Raw genomic sequence first — 19,887 nt, 5'->3', positions numbered from 1 at the left:
CGCGCCAATCTGGCGCGGCCCTTCGTCCTCAATACGGCGACCAGAATAATAGCAATGCGTGGGGCGAAATGCCTGTCACGCCAGCCGATCAACAGGGGCTAACATGGGACTTTTTATTCTAAGGCGTGTGGGGATTATGCTGCTGACAGCATTGTGCCTGACATTCCTAGTCTTCTTCCTTACCAATCTCTACCCGAACCTGGAAAAGCTTGCGAAGACGCAGGGCAATTTCCGGATGTCTGATGAACAGGTCGAGAGCTATCTGGAGAAAAACGGCTACCTCCAGTCCACGCCGATCAAATACGGTGAATGGCTGGGTGTCCTGCCCTCGTTCCGACACACAAATGAGGACGGAACCGTTCAGGGCAGATGTATCCTGCCAGGCAAAACTGCCGAGGAATCTCCGAATTTCTGCGGTATCCTGCAGGGGTACTGGGGATATTCAACTGTCTTCAAGGAAGAGGTCTCTACCGTTGTTGGCAACCGGCTGGCACTGACCGGACGGCTGATGTTCTGGGTGATGCTGCTGATGGTCCCTTCGGCACTCATTCTGGGCATCCTGGCCGGGATGAAGGAAGGTTCGGCCACTGACCGGACGCTTTCAACCTTTGCCATCACGACGACGGCGACCCCAGAATACGTCTCGGGCGTTATCTTCATAGCGATCTTCACATCCTCCGCCGTCGGGTTGAAATGGTTCAAAGGCACCGCCACGCAAGCGATGGAGAACCCGACGTTCGAGAACTTCTTCCTACCAGTTCTGACCATCGCGCTTTACGGGATGGGCTATATCGCCCGGATGACCCGCGCCTCAATGACCGAGGTGATGACGGCGCAATACATCAGGACGGCGCGTCTGAAAGGCGTGTCATTCCCGAATATCGTCATGAAACACGCGCTGCGCAACGCGCTTATCGCGCCCTTTACAGTCATTATGCTGCAGTTCCCATGGCTGCTGAATGGTGTCGTGATCGTCGAAACCCTGTTCAACTACAAGGGCTTTGGCTGGGCGCTCGTACAGGCAGCGGGCAACAATGACATCCAGCTGCTGCTGGCGATCTCGGTCGTGTCGGTCTTCGTGGTGCTGGTGACGCAGCTGATCTCGGATATCGGCTATGTCTACCTCAACCCGCGCATCCGCATTTCGTAAGGAGGGATAGATCATGGAACCACTTACCTGGACCGGCTCTATCGCCTTCCTGAACCCGCTGTTGATGCTTGCGTTGGGACTGATGCTTTTGTCCATCGTTGTCTGGATGCTGGCAAGTATCGTGCTGCCCGAAGATCAGATGATTGTGAATGCCGATGGGACGCTCAGTTCGAGCTCTGGCCTGAGAATCCTGATACAATCGTCGCTACGCTATAGCTTTCTGGCAAGTGTGGGAATTGCGGTGGCGTACATTGTCCTTGGCATCCTGATGGGGACCAGTGCTGGCATCATCGGCGCTATCTCTCAGCAGTTTCTGCCCGTCTGGCTGTCGCTGATCATCCTTTATGCGATGTCGATTGCGTTCAAGCGCAAGCTGGGCCTATATGGCAAGCTGTTCGACAGCCCCATTGGTATGATCGGCTTTGGCCTTGTGATGTTCTGGGTGTTCACCGGCATATTTGGCGCACTCGATCTGATCGTAACCCACGATCCGCTGTCGCAGGTCTCAGGCATGAAGAACAAGGTGCCGGGCACCCCGCTTCCCAATCTGGAGGATGGACAATACGCTTGGTATTTGCTGGGTGGAGATAACCTCGCGCGCGACGTCTTTAGCCGTATGGTTAAAGGTGCCTGGATCGTCGTGCAGATCGCGCCGCTGGCGACGATGTTTGCCTTCATGGTCGGTATCACTCTGGGTTTACCCGCAGGCTACTATGGCGGGCGTCTGGATACGCTCCTGTCATTCCTCGCGAACCTGATCCTGGCTTTTCCCGTGATCTTGCTGTTCTACCTTTTGGTCACGCCCGAGATCGTAGCGACCGGCGTGCCGAACTATATGGCCGCGATCCTGTTCGTGTTCCCGATCATCTTCCTCGGCGTTCTGCTGAATTCGCGTTTCTATACGCGTCCCAGTTTTCGAACGCCTTTGTTGATCGGGGTTCTGGGTGTTGCGCTCTGGCTCTACCTGTCGCTGATTTCGACTGGTGGCTACATCATCAACACCGACAGCTACCGCATCTGGGGTCTGCCGACCTACCTTGATCTGTTCGATATTCCAGGCGGTATTCTGGTGGTGTTCGTCTCGGTGGTCTTCGTGAACTCTCCGACCGTGTTCCGCATCGTACGCGGACTGGCGCTGGACATCAAAACTCGCGACTATGTGGCTGCGGCCCAAACGCGCGGCGAGGGTCCATGGTACATCATGCTGTGGGAAATCCTGCCCAACGCGCGTGGTCCGCTGATCGTCGATTTCTGCCTGCGCATCGGCTACACGACCATCCTGCTTGGAACCTTGGGTTTCTTTGGGCTGGGGCTGCCACCGGAAAGCCCGGACTGGGGCTCGACGATCAACGAGGGGCGCAAGCTTCTGTCGATCTATCTACATCCCGCACTGCCGCCCGCGCTGGCATTGCTGTCGCTGGTTCTTGGCTTGAACCTGCTAGCGGATGGTCTGCGCGAAGAAAGTCTGAAGGACTGATTGTGATCGAGGACGGGGGCTCTGCCCCCGGACCCCCGAGATATTTTTAGCCAGATGAAGGGGAACCCCCGGACTCTCGCGAGGAGTAATAAGATGAACAAACTGGCGGATTATGACGGGCCAATCCTGGAGATCGACAAGCTTTCGATTTCCTTCTTTACCCGCCTTCGTGAGATCCCTGCCGTGATGGATTTCTCGGTCAGTGTGCAACCCGGCGAAGCCGTCGGTTTGGTGGGTGAATCAGGTTGTGGGAAATCTACCGTGGCGCTGGGTGTCATGCAGGATTTGGGCAAGAATGGCCGCATCGTCGGTGGCTCGATCAAGTTCAAGGGGCGTGATCTGGGTGAAATGACCACCGAAGAGCTGCGCGACATACGTGGCAATGAAATCGCGATGATCTATCAGGAGCCGATGGCATCGCTGAATCCGGCGATGAAGATCGGCAAACAGCTGATGGAAGTGCCAATGATTCATGAGGGCGTTGGTGCCGAAGAGGCCTATGCTCGTGCGTTGGAAGTGGTCACCGATGTACGCCTGCCCGACCCTGAGCGGATGCTGAACTCGTTCCCGCATCAGCTGTCAGGCGGTCAGCAGCAGCGGATCGTGATTGCGATGGCGCTGATGTCGAAACCTGCCTTGTTGATCTTGGATGAGCCAACAACCGCTCTGGACGTGACGGTCGAGGCCGCCGTGGTCGAGTTGGTCAAGGATCTGGGCAAGAAATACGGCACCTCGATGCTGTTCATTTCGCACAATCTGGGTCTGGTGCTGGAAACCTGCGACCGGCTGTGCGTGATGTATTCAGGTGAGGCCGTCGAGCGTGGCTCGATCAAGGATGTATTCGACGAGATGCAGCACCCGTATACGCAGGCGCTGTTCCGCTCGATCCCGCTGCCGGGCGCCGACAAGAACTCGCGCCCACTGGTGGCCATACCGGGTAACTTTCCCCTGCCTCATGAGCGGCCTCCGGGCTGTAACTTTGGTCCGCGCTGCGACTATTTCGAAGAAGGCCGCTGTGACGCCAAGGATATCCTGATGGAGGCGGTACCGGGCAACGACCGACACCATACGCGATGCTTGAAATTCCAGGAAATCGACTGGAACGCGCCAATCACCGTTGGTGAGCAGAAAGAGAAAGGCGAGATTGGCCGGACTGTTCTGAAAATGGATAACCTCAAGAAATACTATGAGGTGGCTGCGAATGCATTGTTCGGCGGTGGTGAGACCAAAGTGGTCAAGGCCAATGAGACGCTAAGCTTTGAAGCGCATGAATCCGAGACGCTTGCCATTGTCGGCGAATCCGGTTGCGGCAAATCCACTTTTGCGAAGGTCTTGATGGGGCTGGAAACAGCCACCGACGGGCAGATCCTGCTGGACAATCGCAATATCGAGGACGTGCCCATCGAAGAACGCGACGCCAAGACCGTTGGCGAAGTGCAGATGGTGTTTCAGAACCCGTTCGACACGCTGAACCCGTCGATGACCGTAGGCCGTCAAATCATCCGGGCGCTGGAAATCTTTGGCGTCGGTGACTCCGAGGCCGATCGCAAGAAGCGGATGCTGGAACTGCTGGATCTCGTGAAATTGCCCCGCGCCTTCGCGGACAGGATGCCACGCCAGCTATCAGGCGGTCAGAAGCAGCGCGTCGGTATCGCCCGCGCCTTTGCCGGTGATGCACGGATCGTGGTTGCGGATGAACCGGTTTCGGCGCTGGACGTATCCGTACAAGCTGCCGTTACGGACCTGTTGATGGAGATTCAGCGCGAGCACAAAACCACGCTGCTGTTCATCAGTCACGACCTTTCAATCGTGCGCTATCTCAGTGACCGTGTGATGGTGATGTATCTGGGGCATGTGGTTGAACTGGGCACCACCGATCAGGTCTTTAGCCCACCCTATCATCCCTACACTGAGGCATTGCTAAGTGCGGTTCCAATCGCAGACACATCGATCGAAAAGCAGCACATCGTGCTTGAGGGCGATATCCCCTCGGCCATGAACCCGCCGCCGGGTTGCCCATTCCAAACACGCTGTCGCTGGAAATCAGAAGTGCCGGATGGGCGATGCGAATCCCATGTGCCTCCGGTGCAGACACTTGCGGATGGTCATCAGGTGAAATGTCACCTTGCCGAAGACATTCTGGCCAAAATGGAGCCGGTTATCAAAATTGCGGCCGAATAAATCCGCGCAAACGAAAGAAAAGGGCCGGTCAAAGACCGGCCCTTTCAATTTGCGTCACGTTTAGTGGGGAGACAGGCGACGCAGGTCGTGGGTGAGTGGCAGTTTCTGATCGTAATCAGCCCGTCATCACGTTGTTGCCGAAGTGCATGAACTCCTGATTCATACCCGCCACATCTCCGGCCTCCAGTTTTAGACTGGCGCTGTCGAGCATCTTGTAACTCTGCTGGCTTTTGACCCAATCGTCTGCGGTCTGCAGCGTCGTAAGCGTGTATGACGTAACCTCATTGAGGTAATGCGTCGGGATGATGATCTTGGGCTTGAGCTTGGCGACAATATCGTTGCCCTGATCGAAGCTAAGGATGTGTTCCGATCCGTCGACGGGCAAAGTCAGCACGTCTACCTGTCCTATAGCATCCCAGAACTCCTGAGGCGGATTGTGGCGGTTGTCGCCCCAGATCAAGGTGCGAATGCCTCCGGTTTCGACAAGGTAGACCACCATGTCCATATGTCCGACGTTGTTGGGCGGACAAGCTTCCGCGCCAAACTCGGCCAAGGCGTTGGTCCATTCGTACCAACCCGGCGCAACGCAGGCATGTTTGTCAGCAAAACCTGTGATCTTAAGATCAGCAAATTCAAAATTGCCCGCCATCCTGTCTAAAACCATTGTGGAACTTGGTCGCTCGATAGCGTCATGGTCAAAATGAGCATGAGTGGACATGGTGATATCAACTGGGATCTGCGGGAACTCGTTGCGGAACCACAGGCCCCATGCGCCGGAGGGATCATCGCGCCAAGGATCAAACAACACGGTCGCTCCGTTTGGAGAGGTGATTTTAATCGCGCAGTGACCGTAATAATCGATTCCAACCGCTCCCGTGCTTGCCTGACCAGTCGAGCCCTGTAGATCGATTACGTGGTTATTATTGCCAGGCTGCAGCCAGGCCTGCGATTGCGCCTCGGCCGGTTTGCTACCCAACAGTGAGGCCCCTGCACCGACGCCGGCGGCCCCGGCAGCCATAAAGAACGATCGACGCGACAGACCACTTGCCAATGTGTCGCGTTCTCCGTTTAGAATTGTGGGTTTCAGATCTTTGCGATCCATTTTTTATCCTCCCGAGTTGAAAAGGCACGGCTTGGTCCGCACCCTTGCGACCAGCCTAGCGCGCGTGGCACAGGTTGCTCAGATCAGAAAAATCGGGGGGGAATATGGGGGAAATCCCCATATTCAGAAATCACGAAATCGACAAAAGATGGCTTCGCAAGTTCTGATCACGGCCTTCGAGGCCAAGTTTTCGACGAATATTGTTACGATGAAAATCAATTGTAGAAGTTTCGCGCGACATCGCCCGGGCGATATCTTTCGTGGTTTTGCCCGACATGACCAGCTGAGCAATTTCGATCTCGGTCGGCGTCATGACCGAAAACGCATCCGAAAGCTTGTCGGAAATCATTGAAGTAATCTCTTGCAGATTACGCTCGGCCAGTTCCAGATAAACTTGCGAGGCGTCGCCTTCGGTCAATAGCCCGCGCAACTTGTCCAGATATGGCAACACCATCGTGCGAACCTGATCTACGATATCCTGATCCCGGTCTTTCCGATCGTCGTCCAAACTGGTCAACAGCACCCGTAGCGCCGTGTTTGTTTCCTGCAGCTCCCGCGTCCTCGCCGCAACGCGGTGCTCCAGTTGCGCCAGAGTTTCATTCAACTTCACTTCCAGCGCTCGGCGCAGGTAAACCTCTTGGATCAAAGCCAAATCCGATTCAACCATGCGCGCAAACTGTGCCAAACCTTCACGAAACAACAAGGCTCGGCGATTGCGGTGACGGTCCAAGACGCAGATTGTTCCGAATACCGAACCATCCGGCCACTTCAGCGGAAAACCGATATAGAAGGACATTCCATGCTCCATGTCCTCATTGTCGCTCCAAGCCGGGTCACAGGTTGCGTCCTCGACAACAAATTCGCCGTCGCGTTCCAGAACGCCCTGACAATAGAGCTTCGGGTTCAGTCGAAAATTCATGCCGACCGGGTATGGGTTTTCTGGATGATCCGATGTGATCAGAACCGCATGATCCGGCGCTTCGGTCTTCATGATCAAAGTGGCGGGCACATCGGCCAGCTGCGAAACAAGGTCGACCAAACGCTGCCAGTTCGCCATTGTCTCGGGCGGTATGTTGGGTCGATCTTGGATCATCGCAATTCGCACCAGTCCGAAAAGTTATCCAATCAGACTAGGACAGCGTTTGGCGGTAGATCAAGAAACAGACACGCTGCGGCGCAGCTAGCCCCCCCAGATCACTTTTACGTAGTTCTGGGTTTCCTTGTAGGGTGGAATTCCGCCGTGCTTTTCAACTGCTTTGGGCCCTGCATTGTAAGCTGCCAGTGCAAGGCGCCAGGACTTGAACTTGCGGTATTGCCAGGAAAGATAACGCGCACCACCCTCCAGATTCTGGATCGGATCGTGCGGATTGACGCCCAGCAGCCGCGCTGTCTGAGGCATCAGTTGCGCAAGACCCAAGGCCCCTTTGTGGGATTTGGCATTCGGGTTCCACCCGCTTTCTTGTTGAACAAGTCGCAGGAAAAGTTCTTCCGGCACATTATGTTGCCGCGCTGCTTTTCTGGCATGATCGAGATACTGGCCCCGATAGTTACCAGTGTAACGCTTGACGAATTTCCCACGCTCGGTCTTGGGTTTAAGCCGTTCAGAGCCGCGATATTGCGTAGCGGCCCGATTATCCAAAACCTTGGATTGCTTGAGGAATATCGCCTTACGATTCTTGGTGGACAGCGTTTCTGCCTGCGTCGCAAACGACGTCAGACAAAGACCCAATACCGAGATACCGCCGACCAGAAAACGCATTAATGCCAATCCTGCACCCTCAACAACCAATCAGATTATAGTTAAATCAGCCGGAAATGAAAGCTTGGTTAAGACAGTCCTAATGTTTTCCTGCTCAGCGTTGCACGATCAATCATGTTTCAACCAAGTCGTAGCCCGTATAGGGTCAGCACCAGAATACAGCGCCAGATTCGGGCGCCATCCAGTCAGAGTAAAACGAGGGAATATATGGCGGGTTCAGTCAACAAGGTCATTCTGATCGGCAATCTCGGTGCCGACCCCGAGGTGCGGTCGTTCCAGAACGGTGGTAAGGTGTGCAACCTGCGCATCGCAACGTCAGAGACATGGAAAGACCGCAACACTGGTGAGCGTCGGGATCGAACCCAATGGCACACAGTCGCCATCTTCTCGGAACCTCTGGTTCGCGTTGCCGAGCAGTATTTGCGTAAAGGCAGCAAAGTCTATGTCGAGGGCCAGTTAGAGACCCGCAAGTGGCAGGATCAGTCGGGGCAGGATCGCTATTCGACTGAGGTTGTCCTGCGCCCTTACCGCAGCGAGCTGACTATGCTGGATGCCCGCGGTGAAGGCGGTGGCGGCGGTGGTGGCTATGGCGGTGGTCAGGCCGGAGGAGGCTATGGTGATCCCTATGGCGGTCAGTCCAGCGCCCCTGCCCCTGCATCCGGCGGCATCGATGACGACGAGATTCCGTTCTGAGAGTAACATAATTCAGAATTGTAGATTTACGAACGCCAACCGGCTGTAAAGATGTAAGAAAAGCCTCAAAAGTGTAAACTTTTGAGGTTGACAAGGTTGCGTGATTCCGAAACCAATTGAAATGTAGATTTTTGATTGGTTGACGCTCCCGTGCTAAAACAACGTAATATCATTTTTGCCAGTGGCGAACGGTTCAGCTACCTCGAATCTGAGGGCTGCCTACCCGACTATTGGTCGACACTGTTTGTTACTGTTGAGTTGCGCTCCAAGCTTTCTCAGAACACCATCCTCAGTGTTCTGACCTCAATTCGTCACTTGAGACTCTGGGAGTACGCTAACGAAAGAGATCTAATCGCAGAGTTTGCAGATGGAAAATTTTTGACGCCCATCGACATCGAGTCGCTATATGAACACTTCACTCTCAAGCGTTCCGAGGTTGAAAGAAGTCTGAATATCCAGAAGTCAAATGATGTGATTTCAATGCAAATCCATCACCCGCATAGTTTGCCTGCTTTGGAAACCGTTAGCACTCATCAGCAAAAAAACAGAATGAGTGTCGCAGCCCGCTTTATGGTTTTTGTCGGAAAAACCATGCACCGTTACTCCAGTCATCGCGCCAATCTTTACCACGAGCTAGATGAAATGGCGGCAAACATGCATGCGAAGGCGCCAAAAGTACGTCGTAGTTCAGGGCTTCAAATCGACCCCAACTACCGCTCTGCCCCTCCCGAGGTCTACGACGAAGTCCTGCGCCTAGTCCGCGTAGATAACCCACAAAACCCATTCCGCACAAATGTGCGGCTGCGTAATCAAGTGATGTTCGACATCATGTTTGAAACGGGGGCACGGGGTGGAGAAATACTAGGCCTCCAGATTGGGGATATTGATTGGACACAGCGCATTCTAAAAATCGTTAGACGCCATGATGACGCTAACGACAGCCGCAAGCATCAACCGGTAGCGAAAACCGAAGAAGGACAAGTTTATATATCTGAAACCTTGGCCAGTGACCTTCATCAGTACGTAATGAAGGATCGCGCCCAAATTGCCGAGGCTCGGCGTCATCCATATATATTTGTGAACCATCGCAAGGGTGCCGGCTATGGACAGCCAGTTGGTATCGTGACCTTCAAAACGAGAATTGCCAAGCCAGCATCACGCCGGGCACCAGAAATTTTCAATGAAATCACGCGACATGGCTTTCGCCATAACTTCAACTACCGCCTCTCAAAGAAAATTGACGAACAAAATGCCCTTGCGGCGAATGATCCCTCTGAAAAGCGCATCTCGCAAAAAGAGGAGACACAGCTCCGTATGCGCTTGAATCGTTGGCGTTCAGAGAAGACGGCAGAAACATACAACTCAAGGCACATTAAACAGAAAGCGGATCGCCTGATGCAAAGCCAATTGGACGAAATTGCCGAAACCAAAGGGAAAATGCTGTGAACTCCATTGAACCCTCATTGGCCAGAAGCACTGAGGTTGAACGTTCAAAGTTCCTGCGCTCCAAAGCCGGATATCAGTTTGATTTCTGGGGCAATACCTGGCAACTGGACGGTGGCATTAGCCTAAATCTCTCGTCCCTAAGTGAGCTACTTGGGAATCAGACCACGCTTTTTGACGCGATAAGGTACACGCTTGGGAGGTTGGCCGTAGAGGCTTCATCCGACTACACCTCAGGCTGTATCAATAACACATTGTTTTTCCTGAGGTCGCCGCATTTCATGGGCGAACCAATAACTGCCTCTCAACTCAAGAATTATCGCGCTTCATTGGAACCCGAACACGAATACAGGCTCGGTCACTTTAGGGGGTTTTTGCGAACGTTGGCCGACTACGGTCAGAGCGGCTTGGCTCCGGACGTCGTACCCTACCTCGACTCGCTCAAACTCCGAGGCAACAAAAAAGGGGCCGCAGTGGAACACCGATGCCCTTACAGCGGACCATTTACTACGACGGAACAAGCGGCCGTGTTGGTTTGGTCAACAAATGAATTCGAGGAAGGCAGCATCTCACTCAAAGAGTATGCGTGGTTTTTTTGCTCATTTGTCACTGGTCGGCGCTCCGTGAACTTACGCGCCTTGCGCGGAAAGGATCTCAAAGCAAACGATGTAAATGGTGTTCGTGAATTTCGACTTGCTGTGCCAAGGGCCAAACAACGGGGCGCACCATATCGTAGCCAATTTCGCGAAATTCTTATTGGCGAAGATTTGTACCTACTGCTCAAGAACTTGAGTGAGAGCGTTTATAGTCGGGTTAGGGAATGTATCCCTGAGGACGTTCCGGTTGATGTCCTGCAAGAGCTGCCTGTTTTCTCACATGATGCACGTATCGAGGAATTAGTTTCTTTAAGTGAGTTGAACAGAATTCTAAGGGAGACGCCGGACTACCTGCATGCCAACGGGCGGAAGACCTCCCAAATTATCGGGAAGTTATCTCACATGTGCACGGCCATATCGGAACGAACTGGCGACACCATTCACATCACCCAAACACGAATGCGGCGAAGTCGCGCCACTAACCTTGCAAGAAAAGGTATCGGCGGCACTGAATTGGCCTACCTTTTGGACCATTCTGATACCCAGCAGATTGGTGTTTACACAGAAAACACTCCCAATGTTGCTGAGCGGATTGACGAAGCCATGCTTCCTGCTTTGACCCCCTTGGCAATGGCTGCCCGAGGCATGCTTATCGAGTCCGAACGGGATGCAATCCGAGCCAATGACCCAAACAGCCGGATTCATAAAACCGGCGGCACAACCATGGGAAATTGCGGAAATGAAGGTTTCTGTGCTGGGGGCATAAAGTCTTGTCTCGTCTGCACCCAGTTCCAGCCATGGATGGACGCGCCTTGGGATGACTTGTTGTCAGAACTATTGGATGAACGTGACGAACTTCGAAATTCCAATGTCGGCAACGGAGTCCTTCAATCATACGATCTACAAATCTCACGAGCCTTTGCAATCAAGACTGCTGTTGAGCAACTGAGGTCTGAAAATGAGTAATGTGGTCGTCTTTATTCCCCAAAACGACATCGATGGAGCTCGCAACCTTCGCGATTTTATCCGCTTTGCTCGCGATGAGCTGACATTGTTCGAAGACCAAGGCGGATTCTTGGTGGACAAGTGGGAGTACAAGCTAGGAGCCAAAATAACCTCAGTCCAATTCTCCCAAGCAAAAATGCAGGGACGCAACATTGGTCAACGTGAACACGTACCCTTTGAGCAACCGTTCATGGATTTTGCCAAAGCCCATGTTCGGACGCTCCTTACGAAAAGGCTTTCCACAGCGATTACCAAAAACATCAACGCGCTGCGCTACGTTTACGCTGCATTGGTGGAAGTTCATGGGACACCGGAAATTCTGAAACTTGACGGCATCGTTCAGGCGAAACTCGTCGAGTTAATCGAAGCAAATGATAGAATGGGTCCCGCAGCTCTGTACCGTTTTGGTCAAGCGCTGGAAAAACTCTACAAAGACATCAGGGAAAACAAAATTGTAATTGATCTGCCGATCTGGAGAAACCCTTGGAGCCGACCTCGCGAGAGGTCCATGGGCACCTCAGACAAAGACAAAAAGTGGCAGGAAGAGCGGTGCCCTTCCATGCACGAGATGATGTGCATTATGGACGCATTCAATCGTGCCGAAACAGTACCCGACAAGTATGTAACCAGTCTTATTGTCATGCTGATCTTTGCGCCAGGCCGGGTATCAGAGCTAAATCATCTGACCCACGATTGCTTGACGATAGAAGAATATGAAGAATCCGGTGAAACAAAGCGGCGAATGGGAGTCCGCTGGCATTCAGCCAAGGGCTACGGAGAGACTATAAAATGGGTTCCCAGAGTCATGGAGCCCGTTGTTGAAGCAGCAGTTGGTCGATTGCGTGAAATAAGCTCAGAGCCAAGAAAGGCGGCAGCTTTCTACAATGAGAATGAATGTGGATTTTTTGTTCATGAGCGATGCTTGACCGCCGGCGACTTCAGCCAAAGCAATCCTCTAAACGGAAAGCAAATTCATGGGGCGCTCGGGTTAACTCCAATTCCATCGTCTCCTGAAGCCAAGCTCGAAAGCACCCAAGGAATCACCAAGAGAACTGCACTCGGGAACAATTTGAACTCACCGGAGCTAAATAAGCATTTCTGGGATCATGTGGCCCACAAAGAATTAATAACTTACAATGACTTAGGATGTCTGGCCCGGCGAGTGTTGCCAAGAGAATTTCCTAACATCTCCGGAACCAACATAAAACTACATGACTCCTTGGTCGTTACCTGGGAGTTTGCAACCAATCGCCAATTCAAGACAAGACCATACAAATTGGCCATTCCAACCTTGGGTTCTGAGCTGATAAATCATGCTCTAGGAAGCCGCCCCAACAAAAGCGGAGGAAGGTCTGCGTCCATCTTTGACACTTTTGGCTTAAAGAATGAAGACGGGTCTGAAATACGGCTAACCAGCCACCAACTTAGAGTTTGGCTGTCCACTAACGCTGAACGCGGGAATATGGACAGTCTTGAACTAGCCCAATGGGCCGGGCGCCTTCGCATCGAAGATAATCGCCACTATGACTTAAGAACTCCAGCAGAGAGAGAACAACGAGAGCGCGAGGTTCTCGACTTACTACCAGCTTCGCAGTCCGCTCTTCAACAAGCCAAGTTAAACGGCCCGGTGTCCTATGAAGCCCTTGGACATAAAGACCGGTTAGGCATGGCAGAGATAACAAAATGGGGATTTTGCGAACACGATTTCGCCATGGAGCCATGCACCAAAGGTGCCAACTGCCTGACCTGCAAGGAACACTGCGTAATCAAGGGGCTATCCGACAACCTTGAGAAAATTCGGGTAGAAGAGGACCTAATTCAGGCTGAGTTTGACCGGGCACGCGAAGCTGAAGGCCTAAACTACTTCGGGGCGTCTCGGTGGGTCGATCATCTGGGATATCGGCTGGCGCTCATTCGAACACAGCGTCTGAAGTTAGAAGATCCAGAAACGCCAGACGGGTCAATTATCCGTGTACCCGATGAGTATGATGTAAGCCAAACCAAAAGAGCACTTCAAAACGCTGGATATGAAACCGAAATCGTTGATTTGCCAGACGAGAAGCTATCAGATGACTATCTCCGCGGGCTCCTGAGTATTTGAGATGAAGACCAAGCTGATCAATGAAGAAGCTATGACCCGCATCCTCAACGAGCTGGATGGATGGCGGGGAAAGATGACATGGCCACTTGTAGGTAAAATGGTATCCAAACAAATTGGTGTAAAGAGCATCTCCAGACACACGCTTTTGGGCTACCCGCGGCTTGTTGAGGCGTTCAATGCAAGAAAGGCTGAACTGAAGTCTTCCAAGGCGACCAAGGCCGAAGAGACCGTGGATCACACCCTTGAAGCGGCGCTATCAGAAATAGAAAAACTCCAGGCCAAAGTCGTTCGCTTGCAGCGGGAACGGGATCTGTACGTCGAGCAGTTCGCACGCTGGCAATACAACCTCTACACTATGCCCGGTGTCGACTTGGTTACTCTGAATAAAACGCTGAACAAACCGCTTCCCAAAACCAACAGAGCAAAAAGGTAATCAGCACCATATGACCAAAGCAGGTAAGAAATCGGGCGCGGGTTTGGCATTGGAATATGCCGAACGCTTTACTCTTTGGATTGAGGAACGCGAGCTGCAAAATGATTTCCGGGACTATGTTAGATCAGGAAAGTTGAACCGAACTGAAGTCGCAAAAGAACTGGGTTTTGGCCGTAGCGTTTTTGCACAAAATCCTGAAGTCAAAGCGCTTGCGAAGAACTGCGACGAAAAGTGGGGATCCGTCGTACCCGATGGGCGACAATCCAAGACTGCACGAGAAGAAAGTGCCGCACGCGAACGCGCCATAAGCAAGCTAAAGCGTTCCGAAACCTCCAATAGTCGCCTGCTAGAGCGGATCGCGATGTTGGAGGAGGAAAATCGACAGCTTAAGCTCCGTTTGAGTGAAATGGGCAAGTTTGCTGCCGCCAAGAGAGCTTTTGATGATGCCTCTGAAGCGTTTGCAAGGAGTTTGAAATGAATTGGGATTTCGTTGGAGCGTGTTCGGCAAAGCATATGCACCCTTTCATTGGTCACTACGGCAAGAATTAAAAAAACAGTGCTAGTCCAGATTCAAAAAGCGCGACTGAACGGCCTACTAAGCGCCAAGAGGCTGTCTGATGAGGGTTGCATCATCCACTCTTCAAAGGGCCTCTCAGTGCGTTTTCCATGGGCCGTCAGAGACGTAGCCACGCCGGGAAGTGTTTGGCGCGTCAGGGGGCGCAAAATGAAGCCAGCTTCGTAGTAAATGGCTTCACGATCACGGAAGATCGGATTGACGTCGACGAAGCCGAATTGGTCAAGCCCAACACGAGCCTCATAGAAACGTGGCTTCAGAAAAACATCGATGGCATCGGCGAGGTTAAAGCCGGGCGGCTTGCTCGGAATCCAAGCATTCTAGATCTTATCCAAAACGAAGATTTTGAAGCACTTCTTGACCTCGGCATTTCCAGCACTGCCGCTAGCCAAATTCTAAAGACGTTTCCTAGAGACGAAATGCTTGATGCGATCAATTGGCTGGCAGAGAAAAACCTACCTGCCAGAATAGCCCATAGCATCGCTGATATCTGGAAAGAAAAAACCGTCGAATACCTGGAAGCCGACCCGTTTGTTTTGCTTCAGTTTGGAGTACCTTTCAACAAATGCTGTGAAGTTGCTGAAAGAATAGGAATTTCCCGAAACAGCAGTGTTTATCAAGCTGCTCAAGTAAAGGATATTGTCCAAAAATACACACTAAAGACAGGCTCGACGGCGATGCCTGTTTCGGCTTTCCAAACTGAGGCAAGCCGTAGAAAGCTAAGTCCCCAAACCATCCTGAGGTCAGCTGCTGATCGTAAAGTGTTGACCCGTACACCAGCAGGAATCCAACTGGAAGGTCCATTTTTGCTGGAACACTTTGTTGCTCATACGCTGAAGTCGGCATTCAACCGGCCCAACGGTGCAGGATCACTTCTGGCTGGCTGGGAAACGTCACTTTGTGACCGGGAGATTTCTGTTTTTTTGGCTAGGTTCGAATCTGGAATTGCATTCGAACTCACTAGCGAGCAGAGACAGGCAGTAGTCGGAGCGGTTAAGTCGAAAGTTTGCGCCCTGTCTGGGGGGCGGGTACAGGTAAGACGACCATTTTGAATGCCGTACTCTCCATCATAGATAAAGTCAGCTTGGGTTCTGAAGTAGTTCAGCTGGCGCTTTCTGGTCGAGCGGCTTCCAGAATGTCAGAGGCGACCAATCGGCCCGCGCATACGATCTCAAAATACATCATCGAATTGAAGAGAATGGCACCAGAGCGACGACCAGATCACCTGGTAATCGTTATCGATGAAGCAAGCATGGTCGACATTGTCTCCATGTACAATCTTATGTCACTCCTCCCCAGCGCAACGCGGTTCATTTTCGTTGGTGACGTCGAACAATTGCCGCCAGTTGGCATGGGCCTAGTTTTTCACGCAATCATGGAATCTGACATCCCGAGGTTTCATTTGGAAGCGGTAAAGAGGCAGGGAGAAGATAGTGGCATCCATCGATTTGCCACCGCTGTCCGCAACTCGGAGACCGCCTGTCGGCTACCAACCTTCGCAGAAGCACCAGAAGCAGATTGCGTTATCCTCGGGACCACGGACCCCATCACTATAAAAGAACTTTTTGAGGATTTGGGTGGTCGCGACAACTGCATCGTTCTGTGTCCAACCGACATGGGAATTGATGGAGTCACAAACATCAACAAGGTGATCCAAGCCGGTTATGGGCGTCGCCGAAGGGCAATCCAATGCCCTGACGACGACGGAAACTTTCAACACTTCGTCACCGATAAAGGAAGCCGATTACATGAAGGCGATGCTATTCTCGTTATCAAAAACGACTATGCACTTGGCCTCAGAAACGGTTTCCTGGGGAAAATTTCAAGAGCCTACGATGAGCCACTAGACGGCAGCTACGGTCTAGCAATTATTGACGGAGATGAAATCCAACTGACAGATGACGTCATCGCTAAACTGGAACTTGGATTTGCGATAACGATCCACAAAAGCCAAGGATCCCAGTGGGAGAACGTCATTTTGGCTCTTCCTGCTTCTCGTGCTGTGGAAGGAATGCTGGACAAGACATTGCTGTATACTGGAGCAACCCGAGCACGGCAAAAACTTGTGGTCTGCTGTCCCGACCAAGAGATCATTCAGCGGGCTATAGAACGTGGGTCACTTGCAAGCACGCGAAGTGTGAATTTACTTAACCATCTTTGAGCGTAGGCGCAGCAAAAAACGGCGAGGTGAAACCTCGCCGCTTTCAACGTTCGCGGCCATCGGGATCCCTCCCTGTTCCGCATGAGAAATATAGCTATATTAGGTACTTCGGTCAAAGAAAAACAAAACAAATCAGCGCTTTCAATGTTCCAAAAATATCCTGGGGGAGGCGCCGAAGGCGACGGGGGCAAAGCCCCTCTTGCTTCCTTGACTAAAGTAAATTCGATTGTCGGAAGCTCTTGCCCTACCACTCTAACATGTAGTCTATGGTATCAAACTTGATGCAGGTATTAACGCAGCAAGCGTCAAAAAAGTTCATTGCAGGCTTTAGTGCGTTATCAAACATGTGCGTCATCCGACGCGTTGGTCAGATCCTGCTGAAGGCAAAAAGACCCAGTTGGGAGCAGTAAAAAGACTATGACGGAAGCACAAAAACAGCGACTGGAGGCTCAACTCTGGAAGATCGCGAACGAGCTTCGCGGGAAGATGGATGCGGATGAGTTCCGTGACTACATCCTTGGCTTCATCTTCTATAAGTACCTCTCAGAAAAGCTGCACCTCTTTGCAAACAAACTACTCGAGACCGAGGAAGTTACTGACTACGTCGATGTAACTGAAGAGGAGGACCTTGAGGCAATCAAGGAGGAGTCGCTCGAGAAGCTCGGATACTTCCTGAAACCCGAAGAGCTCTTCAGTGCCATCACGAAGAAGGGGAACATCAAGGTTGATGAGGACGACGAGGAAGAAGTCGGAAACTTCATCCTTGAAGACCTTCAGAGCATCCTCAACGCCATAGAGCAGAGCACGATGGGCAACGAGAGCGAAGACGACTTCAACAAGCTCTTCGAAGATATCGACCTGGCTAGCACAAAGCTTGGACGAACCCCGGGCGCCCGCAACAAGCTTATCGCGAAAGTACTGGCACATTTGGACGCCATCGACTTCCAACTTGGAGAAGTGGAATCAGACGTTCTTGGCGATGCCTATGAATACCTGATCGGGCAATTCGCGTCCGGAGCCGGAAAGAAAGCCGGGGAGTTCTATACACCGCAACAGGTTTCCCGCGTCCTCGCGAAGATCGTGACACTTGGGAAAACCCAGATTAAAAACGCCTACGACCCGGCATGTGGTTCGGGTTCGTTGCTTCTTCGCATCGCGAAAGAGGCGGACGTTGGCGAGTTCGCAGGGCAAGAGCTCAATCGCACGACCTATAACCTCGCGCGAATGAACATGATCCTGCACGATGTGCATTTTTCGCGATTCGACATCCGGCAAGAGGACACTCTTGAGGAGCCACAACACTTCGAAGAACGCTTTGAGGCAGTAGTGGCAAACCCACCCTTCTCAGCGAAATGGAAGAGCTCTGACAATCCCCTCCACGAGACTGATGACCGCTACAGCCAGTACGGCCGCCTAGCGCCAAGCTCAAAGGCTGATTACGCATTTGTGCAGCATATGATCCACCAGCTTGCGGACAATGGCACGGCGGCGATTGTTCTGCCACATGGCGTGCTGTTTAGGGGCGCGGCTGAGGGTGTGATCCGCGAATACATCATAAAGGATCAGAACTACCTTGATGCCGTAATTGGCCTGCCGCCGAACCTCTTCTACGGCACATCCATTCCGGCCTGCATTCTAGTGCTTAAGAAATGCCGCGTGCATGACGGCGATATCCTGTTCATCGACGCGAGCGCAGAGTTTAAAAAGGTCGGCAATCAGAACGCGCTGACCGACGCGCATGTCGAAAAGATCGTGCAGACCTATGCGAACCGAGAAACGATTGACCGCTACAGCTATGTCGCACCGCTCAGCGAGGTGGCCGAGAACGACTATAACCTGAATATCCCCCGCTACGTGGACACGTTCGAGGAGGAAGAACCGATTGACTTAATGGCTGTGACCACTGCCCTGCAAGGGCTTGAGGAAGCTATGGTGGAAACGGACGCCAGCATCGCTGGCTTCACTGCGGAACTTGGCATCCCAAGCCCTTTTAACTCGTAAGCCTGCACCCATGACACAGAAAGATCAACAGAACGTGCCAAAGCTTCGGTTTCCGGGGTTTAAAGAAGGGTGGGGAAGCAAGACCCTTGGAGATTTTTTCACGTTTAAGAATGGAGTGAACGCTGACAAGTCAGCCTATGGACGCGGGCGTAAGTTCATCAACGTGTTGGATATCATTTCCGATCAACCGATTACATCAGATGCAATCATCGGCAGCGTCGAAATCTCTGACAAAGAGTTCGAAAAGAACGAAGTAAAATATGGTGATATTCTATTCCAACGTAGCTCCGAAACACGCGAAGAAGTCGGGCAAAGCAACGTTTATCTAGATGAAGAATCGACCGCTACTTTCGGTGGCTTTGTTATTCGCGGAAGACCCATCACAGAGATCGTACCAGAGTACTTTCACAACCTCCTGAAAACCTCGCGTGTGCGCAAAGATATGACGGCGCGCAGCGGTGGGAGCACACGCTACAATGTCGGGCAGGAATCTTTGTCAGCGGTGCCGGTTACCTTGGCGCCCTCCCTCCCCGAGCAACGCAAGATTGCGGGATTTCTTGGTGTGGTGGATAAGAAGATCGCTCAACTGGTTGAAAACAGGTGCCTGCTGGAGGACTACAAGAAAGGCTGCATGCAGCAGCTTTTTTCCCAACAAATCCGCTTCAAGGACGGCAGCGGCAACGACTTCCCAGACTGGGAGGAGAGTCGGCTGGGGGAGATCGTTTCTATCAAGAAGGGTCAACAGCTTAATCGAGATGATATGATTGAAGGTGCTGAGTATCCGGTTATCAACGGAGGAATTTCAGCTTCTGGATACACAGATACGTTCAACATGAAAGGCCGCGTCATAACCGTCAGTGAAGGAGGTAACTCCTGCGGATATGTCGATTGGCAACCCCTGGATTTTTGGCTTGGTGGGCACTGCTACGCGCTACCATTGAAGGATAGCTCCTCGCCTGCTGAATATTTGCTTCAGTTCCTTAAGAATGCTCAGTCGAGCATAATGGCTTTACGCGTTGGATCAGGCCTACCAAACATCCAAAAGCGTGATTTGGAAAAGCTACCCGTTTCTCTCCCTCACCCCAACGAGCAGCGTAAAATCGCGGAATTCCTTTCTGCCCTCGACCGCAAGATCGACTTGATCGGTCAAGAGCTGACCCACGCCCGCAGCTTCAAGCAGGGCCTCCTGCAACAGATGTTTGTGTAGGCGC

16 protein-coding genes are annotated in these 19,887 nt (G+C 52.3%); 13 read left to right on the top strand and 3 right to left on the bottom strand.

Annotation, left to right across the window (positions count from 1 at the left end; genetic code table 11):
• Positions 1-103: 103 nt before the first annotated feature.
• From AC1DFB_RS05285 to AC1DFB_RS05275, 3 genes are all read left to right on the top strand, one after another.
• A complete protein-coding gene (locus AC1DFB_RS05285; protein ID WP_170393299.1) occupies positions 104-1,150 on the top strand; it encodes an ABC transporter permease in 1,047 nt (348 codons plus the stop codon).
• Between the two features lie 13 nt (positions 1,151-1,163).
• The gene (locus AC1DFB_RS05280) at positions 1,164-2,627 is read left to right on the top strand and encodes an ABC transporter permease (protein WP_170510747.1); all 1,464 of its coding nucleotides are present in this window, start codon (positions 1,164-1,166) and stop codon (positions 2,625-2,627) included.
• Between the two features lie 93 nt (positions 2,628-2,720).
• Entirely contained in the window at positions 2,721-4,808 is a 2,088-nt protein-coding gene (locus tag AC1DFB_RS05275) for a dipeptide ABC transporter ATP-binding protein (RefSeq protein ID WP_170393301.1), read from the top strand.
• A gap of 115 nt (positions 4,809-4,923) precedes the next feature.
• On the opposite strand, the gene AC1DFB_RS05270 is transcribed toward AC1DFB_RS05275, so the two are convergent.
• From AC1DFB_RS05270 to AC1DFB_RS05260, 3 genes are all read right to left on the bottom strand, one after another.
• The gene (locus tag AC1DFB_RS05270; protein ID WP_480922276.1) at positions 4,924-5,910 is read right to left on the bottom strand and encodes an MBL fold metallo-hydrolase; all 987 of its coding nucleotides are present in this window, start codon (positions 5,908-5,910) and stop codon (positions 4,924-4,926) included.
• 130 nt (positions 5,911-6,040) lie between these two features.
• Positions 6,041-7,003: a LuxR C-terminal-related transcriptional regulator gene (locus AC1DFB_RS05265; protein WP_170405297.1), complete on the bottom strand. Its 963-nt coding sequence runs from the start codon at positions 7,001-7,003 to the stop codon at positions 6,041-6,043.
• Positions 7,004-7,090: 87 nt separating this feature from the next.
• On the bottom strand, positions 7,091-7,669 hold the full coding sequence (locus AC1DFB_RS05260; RefSeq protein ID WP_170405293.1) for a lytic transglycosylase domain-containing protein: 579 nt from the start codon (positions 7,667-7,669) through the stop codon (positions 7,091-7,093).
• A 207-nt stretch (positions 7,670-7,876) separates the two neighbouring features.
• Between AC1DFB_RS05260 and ssb the strand changes: the two genes are divergently transcribed.
• The 10 genes from ssb (at position 7,877) to AC1DFB_RS05210 (ending at position 19,883) form a co-directional block, all read left to right on the top strand.
• Positions 7,877-8,362 (top strand): single-stranded DNA-binding protein, encoded by a 486-nt coding sequence (ssb, locus tag AC1DFB_RS05255; RefSeq protein WP_170393305.1) that lies wholly within the window; start codon positions 7,877-7,879, stop codon positions 8,360-8,362.
• 135 nt (positions 8,363-8,497) lie between these two features.
• On the top strand, positions 8,498-9,808 hold the full coding sequence (locus tag AC1DFB_RS05250) for a site-specific integrase (RefSeq protein ID WP_480922275.1): 1,311 nt from the start codon (positions 8,498-8,500) through the stop codon (positions 9,806-9,808).
• Positions 9,805-11,367 (top strand): site-specific integrase, encoded by a 1,563-nt coding sequence (locus tag AC1DFB_RS05245; protein WP_480922274.1) that lies wholly within the window; start codon positions 9,805-9,807, stop codon positions 11,365-11,367. The genes AC1DFB_RS05250 and AC1DFB_RS05245 overlap by 4 nt, the downstream gene beginning before the upstream one ends.
• On the top strand, positions 11,360-13,507 hold the full coding sequence (locus tag AC1DFB_RS05240; protein WP_480922273.1) for a hypothetical protein: 2,148 nt from the start codon (positions 11,360-11,362) through the stop codon (positions 13,505-13,507). Before AC1DFB_RS05245 ends, AC1DFB_RS05240 begins: the two co-directional genes overlap by 8 nt.
• A 1-nt stretch (position 13,508) precedes the next feature.
• Positions 13,509-13,940, top strand: a complete 432-nt coding sequence (locus AC1DFB_RS05235; RefSeq protein ID WP_480922272.1) for a hypothetical protein — start codon at positions 13,509-13,511, stop codon at positions 13,938-13,940.
• Between the two features lie 10 nt (positions 13,941-13,950).
• Positions 13,951-14,418: a hypothetical protein gene (locus AC1DFB_RS05230; protein ID WP_480922271.1), complete on the top strand. Its 468-nt coding sequence runs from the start codon at positions 13,951-13,953 to the stop codon at positions 14,416-14,418.
• 224 nt (positions 14,419-14,642) lie between these two features.
• Positions 14,643-15,566, top strand: coding sequence for a helix-hairpin-helix domain-containing protein (locus AC1DFB_RS05225; protein WP_480922270.1), 924 nt, complete (start codon positions 14,643-14,645; stop codon positions 15,564-15,566).
• Positions 15,563-16,675 carry an ATP-dependent DNA helicase gene (locus AC1DFB_RS05220; protein ID WP_480922269.1) on the top strand — a complete coding sequence of 371 codons (1,113 nt, stop codon included), beginning with the start codon at positions 15,563-15,565 and terminating at the stop codon, positions 16,673-16,675. Before AC1DFB_RS05225 ends, AC1DFB_RS05220 begins: the two co-directional genes overlap by 4 nt.
• 417 nt (positions 16,676-17,092) lie before the next feature.
• Positions 17,093-18,676 carry a type I restriction-modification system subunit M gene (locus tag AC1DFB_RS05215; protein ID WP_480922268.1) on the top strand — a complete coding sequence of 528 codons (1,584 nt, stop codon included), beginning with the start codon at positions 17,093-17,095 and terminating at the stop codon, positions 18,674-18,676.
• A 10-nt stretch (positions 18,677-18,686) separates the two neighbouring features.
• Positions 18,687-19,883 carry a restriction endonuclease subunit S gene (locus tag AC1DFB_RS05210; protein WP_480922267.1) on the top strand — a complete coding sequence of 399 codons (1,197 nt, stop codon included), beginning with the start codon at positions 18,687-18,689 and terminating at the stop codon, positions 19,881-19,883.
• The last annotated feature ends 4 nt before the right edge of the window (positions 19,884-19,887 follow it).

It is taken from the genome of Ruegeria sp. S84, from assembly GCF_056583445.1.
Note: the sequence above shows the minus strand (reverse complement) of the source record. Positions and strands in the feature narration are given on the sequence as shown.